Annotated in this window: 5 protein-coding genes and 1 other RNA gene; 3 read left to right on the top strand and 3 right to left on the bottom strand. The window is 72.0% G+C overall.

What is annotated here, in order from left to right:
* A partial coding sequence (locus tag VFM98_RS02435; RefSeq protein WP_325108299.1) for a tripartite tricarboxylate transporter substrate-binding protein occupies nucleotides 1–638 on the bottom strand: 638 nt, incomplete at its 3' end.
* A 28-nt stretch (nucleotides 639–666) separates the two neighbouring features.
* Here VFM98_RS02435 and VFM98_RS02430 point away from each other — a divergent pair.
* Genes VFM98_RS02430 through VFM98_RS02420 form a run of 3 tightly spaced genes read left to right on the top strand, consistent with a single transcriptional unit; the run spans nucleotide 667 to nucleotide 4,651 of the window.
* Nucleotides 667–2,301 carry an MBL fold metallo-hydrolase gene (locus tag VFM98_RS02430; RefSeq protein WP_325108298.1) on the top strand — a complete coding sequence of 545 codons (1,635 nt, stop codon included), beginning with the start codon at nucleotides 667–669 and terminating at the stop codon, nucleotides 2,299–2,301.
* A gap of 41 nt (nucleotides 2,302–2,342) precedes the next feature.
* Nucleotides 2,343–3,548 (top strand): YjgN family protein, encoded by a 1,206-nt coding sequence (locus tag VFM98_RS02425; protein WP_325108297.1) that lies wholly within the window; start codon nucleotides 2,343–2,345, stop codon nucleotides 3,546–3,548.
* Nucleotides 3,548–4,651 carry a M48 family metallopeptidase gene (locus VFM98_RS02420; RefSeq protein WP_325108296.1) on the top strand — a complete coding sequence of 368 codons (1,104 nt, stop codon included), beginning with the start codon at nucleotides 3,548–3,550 and terminating at the stop codon, nucleotides 4,649–4,651. Before VFM98_RS02425 ends, VFM98_RS02420 begins: the two co-directional genes overlap by 1 nt.
* Here VFM98_RS02420 and rnpB read toward each other — a convergent pair.
* An RNA gene (gene rnpB, locus VFM98_RS02415) (RNase P RNA component class A) lies at nucleotides 4,646–5,026 on the bottom strand. The two genes, VFM98_RS02420 and rnpB, sit on opposite strands and share 6 nt — an antisense overlap.
* 20 nt (nucleotides 5,027–5,046) lie before the next feature.
* Nucleotides 5,047–5,343, bottom strand: a 297-nt coding sequence (locus tag VFM98_RS02410; protein ID WP_325108295.1) for a M48 family metalloprotease, incomplete at its 5' end; no start/stop codon positions are given.

The raw sequence follows: 5,343 nt of genomic DNA, 5'->3' as shown, positions 1-5,343 counted from the left end.
TGCGGCTTGGTCACGAACACCGAGGCCACCGACAGCGGCACGTGGCCGGCCACGGCGTCCTGCATCAGCGGGCCGCCGCCCTTGTAGGGCACGTGCGTCATGTCCAGCCCGCCGCGCCGCACCAGCATCGCCATCGCCAGGTGGCTCAGGGTGCCGGAGCCCACCGAGCCGAAGACGACGTTCTTCTTGCCTTTCGCCGTCGCGAGCACGTCGCCGAAGCTCTTGTACTCCGAGCCGGCCGGCGTCGCGATCACCATCGGCGCGGTGCCGATCACGATCACCGGCGCGATGTCCTTGCGCGTGTCGTACGGCATGCTGGGCATCAGGCTCGGGTTGACGCCGTGGGTGTCGAACACGACCGCGTAGGAATAGCCGTCCGGCGGCGCCGCCACCACGGCGTGCGTGCCGATCACGCCGGAGGCGCCCACCTTGTTCTCCACGATCACCGTCTGCCCCAGCTGCTGCGTGAGCTGCTGGGCGAGGATGCGGGAGACCGCGTCCACCGAGCCGCCGGGCGGGAACACCGCCACCAGCTTGATCGGCTGGCGCTTGGGCCAGTCGCCCACCTGGGCATGGAGGGGAAGGGCCGCGCAGGCGAGGAGCAAGGCGGCGGCGAACAACCTACGGGTCGGGGCCATGGGGCACCTCCGTGATGTAATCGCCGGCATGGTACGAGCCAGCCAGCTTCTGCACCCTCAGCGTGAACCCGCAGTCCCGCGCCCTGCCGCCACCGTCCTGCTGCTGCGCGACGGCACGGCCGGCGTGGAGGTGCTGATGACGCGCCGCTCCCCCACCGCCAGCTTCGCGCCGGGCGCCTATGTCTTTCCCGGCGGCGGCATCGACGCGGCCGACGCGCAGGCGCACGCGCTCGCCGGCCGCCGTCCCACCCAATCCGACGAACGCCTCACGCAGGCCATCGCCGCGATCCGCGAGAGCTTCGAGGAGCTGGGCGTGCTGCTCGCCCGGCATGCGGACGGCCGCCCGGTCGACCCGCAGGAACTCGCCGCGCTCGACCGCCACGCGCCCTTCGCGCCGCAGTGCCGCGAACGCGGCCTCGTGCTCGCCGCCGACCAGGTCTTCCTGCTCGCCCGCTGGATCACCGACCGCGACCTGCCGCGCCGCTTCGACGTGCCCTTCCTGGTGGCGCGCATGCCGGCCGGCCAGACGCCCGTGGCCGACGAGGCCGAGCAGTTCGAGCCGGTGTGGGTGCGCCCGGCGGACGCGCTGGAGCGGCACAAGGCCGGCCAGTTCTTCATGATCTTCCCCACCATCCGCACGCTGGAGCGCCTGCGTGGCTACGGGTCGGTGGAGGCGGTGCTCGCCGCGTGTGCGAGCGAGCAGCCCCTGTGGACGAGCTGCCCGCGCGCCGGCCTCGTGCAGGGCGCCGAGGCGCGCTTCATGGAGCACGAGATGCCGTACGGCGAGCTGGCCCTGGTCTGCCCCGACGGCCAGTTGCTGCACCACCTGGACTGGCGCACCGACCAGCCGGTGCCGCTGTTGAAGAACGTCACCCGCATCACCGCGCCCAACCCCGGCGTGATGACCGGCCCCGGCACCAACAGCTACCTGGTGGGCGATCCGGACACGGGCTACATCGCCATCGACCCCGGCCCCGACGAGCCCGAGCACCAGCAGCGCATCTGGCGCGCCGCCGGCGGCGACATCCGCCTGATCGTCTGCACCCATTCGCATCCGGACCACTCGCCGGGCGCCCGCCCGCTGCAGGCACTGTGCCGCACGCCCCCGCCGATCTTCGGCCTGCCCTCGGCGCCCACCGCGCGCGCCGCCAGCGAATTCACGCCCGATCGCGTGCTGGCCGACGGCGAGGTGCTCGCGGTCTTCGGCGCGGGCCGCCAGCACAGCCTGCAGGCGATCCACACGCCCGGCCATGCGGCCAACCACGTCTGCCTGGTGCTGCTGGAAGACGGCCTGCTGTTCTCCGGCGACCACGTGCTCAATGGCAGCACCACGATCGTCGACCCGCCGGACGGCGACATGTCGGCCTACATCGATTCGCTGGACCGCCTGCTCGCCGCCTGCGACCGGCACGGCATCGAGTTCATCCTGCCGGCGCACGGCCACGTGCTGGGGTTCGCGCGCCAGGCGATCGAGATGCTGAAGGGCCACCGGCTGCAGCGCGAGGCCCGCGTCGCGGCCGCCATGCGCGAGCGCCCCGAAGGCACGCTGGACGACTGGGTGGAACTGGCCTACGCGGACGTGCCGCCGCGCATGTGGCCGATGGCCAAGCGTTCGCTGCTGGCCCACGTGCAACGCATCGAGGCCCTGCAACTGGCCCCCTGATTCCCGCCCGGCTACACTGGCCGGCGGGGCTCGGAGGGCGAATGGCGGACAAGAGGGCACCGGGCATGCGCCCCGGCATCGACAGCTACCCGGTGGAATTCACCGGCAGCGGCGGCGAATACTTCCGCGTCTGGATCGTCAACGTGCTGCTCTCGGTGCTGACGCTGGGCTTCTACACGCCCTTCGCCCGCCGGCGCACGGCGCAATATTTCTACGGCCACACCCTGGTGGCCGACAGCCCGCTCGAATTCACGGCGCAGCAGCGCAAGATGGTGATCGGCTTCGTGCTGCTGGTGGCCCTCTATGCCGCCTTCAAGCTGGCCTCGCAGACGGGGCAGGACACGGTCGCCTCGCTGATGCTGCTGGGCGGCGCGGCGCTGGCGCCTTACTTCTGGGGCAGCGCGATGCGCTTCCGCTTCAACGCCACGCGCTGGCGCGGCGTGCGGCTGCAGTTCGCCGCCGGCTGGGGCGAGGTGTACCGCGCGAGCTGGCCGCTGTTCGTGCTGGCGCTCGCCTGGGTCGCCTCGCTGCTGCTCGCGGAGGCGCTGGTGCCGGCGGGCCTGTCACCGGCGGCGCGCGCTTCGGCGCAGGGGCCGCTGCTGCTGGCCACCTCGCTCGGTGCGCTGGTGGTGTCGGTCTGGTGCCTGATGCGGCTGGAATACAACTACAAGAGCCTGATGGTGCTGCGCGGGCGCATCGGCGGCCAGCCGGGGCGCTGGAAACCGGTGTTCGGCGATTTCGTGCGGATCTGGCTCGCCACCGTGGGCGTGTTCCTGCTGACGGTGGCCATCGTCGGCGCGCTCATCACGCTGGCGCTGGGCGGGTCCTTCGCCGTGCTGCCCAAGCTGCGCGATACCGGCCTGCTGGCCGTCCTGTTCGTCATTGCCATGGTGCTCGGCACCATGCTGCTGCTGTTCCTGGCCTCGGCGCCGGCGCGCGCCTACCGCGAGGCGCGCATCTTCCAGCTGGTGTGGAACAACATCGGCGTGAGCCAGGTGGCCCGCTTCCGCTGCCAGCTGCAGGCCCGCCGCTACGTGGGCCTGCGCATCCGCAACCTGCTGCTCACGCTCGCGACGCTGGGCTTCTGGCGCCCGTTCGCAGTGGTGAGCGAGTACCGGATGAAAACCGAATCCGTGACGCTGCACGTCAAGGGCGGCCTCGATCAGCTCGCCGGCCAGCTGGCGCGCGAGGAACAGGGCTTGGGCGACGCCATCGCCGACGCGGTGGGCCTGGGCCTGGTCGGCTGATGCACGCGGTGCTGCGCGGAGCCTGGTTCGACGGGCGCAGCAGCCGCGCGCGCGAGGTGCAGGTGCGCGTCCAGCGCGCCGCGGGCGGGCCCACCCTGCTGCTGCAGGCGCTGGACGGCGGCCCCGTGCCGCCGCCGCTGCGCGAGCGCGACATCGACCTGCCCGAAGCCTGGAGCCGCCGCCGCGCACCGCGCAAGGTGGTCGTCGACCTGCGCGCGCACGGCAGCCTGGAGATCGAGGATGTGGTCGGCTGGCAGGCGGCCCTGCAACAGGCCGGCCACAAGGCGCCTCTGGCGCAGCGCATGCAGACGCGCTGGAGCGCCTTCCTGCTGGTGGCCGTGCTGGCGGTCGCCGCCCTGCTCGCCTTCTACCGCTGGGGCACGCCTTGGGCCGCCACCCAGCTCACGCGCCACGTGCCGCTGGAGTGGGAGCTGGGCCTCTCGCAACGGGTGCTGACGGACATGGACGGCGCCTGGCTGCATCCCAGCAAGCTGCCGGGCGAACGCCGGGCCGCACTGCGCGCGCGCTTCGACGCCCTGGCGGCGCAGGTCGCGCCCGCGCTGCGGCGCTACCCTGGCTACGCGCCCAAACTGGCCCTGCAGTTCCGCTCCGGCATGCCGCCCAACGCCTTCGCGCTGCCGGGCGGCACCATCGTCCTGACCGATGCCTTGGTGCAGGAAGCCGCGCGCCACGGCCTGCCGGACGACGCGCTGATCGGCGTGCTGGCGCACGAGATCGGCCACGTGATGCACCGCCACACCACGCGCATGGTGGTTGAACAGGGCGTGCTGAACATCGGCCTGGGACTGGCGCTGGGCGACGTGTCCACGCTCGTCTCCACCGGTGCCTCGCTCCTCACGGGCCTGGCCTACCGGCGCAGCCACGAGACGGAAGCCGATTGCTTCGCGGCGGCCCTGTTGCGGCAGGCGGGCTTGCCCGCCGGGCCGATGGCGGACCTGCTGCTCGGGCTCGGTGCGCGCCCGGATCGTGACAAGGCGGCGGCCCGGCAGGGCCCCGCGTGGATGGACCTCCTGAGCAGCCACCCGGACACGGTGGAACGTGCCCGCGGCCTCAAGGAGGGCCATGCCGGAAGATGTGTGTGAAGCCCGCCGATACGCCGGATTCTGTGCGCCTGGTCGCCCAGGCGTGACCGCCATTCATCTGGGCCGGGGGTCACCCCGCCGGCTCGGTGCTACCTACCCGCCAGCAGCCCGCGGGACCGCGGGATCGGGAGGCCGGGCGGACCCGCCCTCCGTATGCTGGCCTATTTGGTATTGCTGCGCGTAGAGATTGCCCGTTTCACCCGGTCTGCCGCCGCGGCGGCCTGCACCGCCGCGACTGCATCCCGACTCGTCTCTGTTGCTCTGATCCTCACCTCGCGGTGGACAGGTGTTACCTGCTACGCTGCCCTGTGCAGTCCGGACGTTCCTCCAGTGCGGCCTTTCGGCGATTGCACCAGCGGCGGCCTGGCGGGCTTCACGGAACCGATTATCCCCGCTTACGCGTTCTGCAGCGCGGCGATGCGTTCCTCGATCGGCGGGTGGGTGGAGAACAGCTTGCCCACGCCGGAGGTGATGCCCATGGACTGCAGGCCCTTGGGCAGCTCGCCCGGCACCATGCCGCCCAGGCGGGCCAGCGCGTTGATCATCGGCTGCTTGCGCCCCAGCAACTGGGCGGAACCGCGGTCGGCGCGGAATTCGCGCTGGCGCGAGAACCAGGCCACGATGATGGCCGCCAGGAAGCCGAGCAGGATGTCCAGCACGATGGTCGTCACCATGTAGCCGATGCCGGGGCC

This window comes from Ramlibacter sp. (assembly GCF_035706265.1).
In the GTDB taxonomy this organism is placed as follows: domain Bacteria; phylum Pseudomonadota; class Gammaproteobacteria; order Burkholderiales; family Burkholderiaceae_C; genus Ramlibacter.
This window is presented reverse-complemented; position numbering and strand designations above follow the sequence as displayed.